This is a genomic window from Psychromonas arctica, assembly GCF_038155225.1.
Classification (GTDB): Bacteria; Pseudomonadota; Gammaproteobacteria; order Enterobacterales; family Psychromonadaceae; genus Psychromonas; species Psychromonas arctica_B.
This window is the reverse complement of sequence record NZ_JBAKBA010000308.1, coordinates 1-219: the sequence shown is the minus strand read 5'-3', so window position 1 is coordinate 219 and position 219 is coordinate 1. Positions and strand designations below refer to the sequence as shown.

The window sequence follows — 219 nt, the reverse complement described above, 5'->3', positions numbered from 1 at the left end:
GGTTTTGCAGCAGGTCAACGTGCTGAAAAAGATGGCGTTATATCTTTTGTATTTGTTAACCATGCTATTTCTATTGCTGTAGTGAGTGAGCGTTGTCGTGGTTTTGCTGAAGGACTAGGCGTAGATCTTGGTAACTATATGTTAGACAGTGGACAAGATACTTCTGAAATTAAAAATCCTGAATTAGCTTATTTAAGTGCGAATCCTGATGTTGATGCA

General features: G+C 38.4%; 1 pseudogene. It reads left to right on the top strand.

Going from position 1 to position 219, the window contains the following annotated elements:
• Nucleotides 1-219, top strand: a pseudogene (locus V6255_RS18640) (sugar ABC transporter substrate-binding protein); the annotation flags it as partial.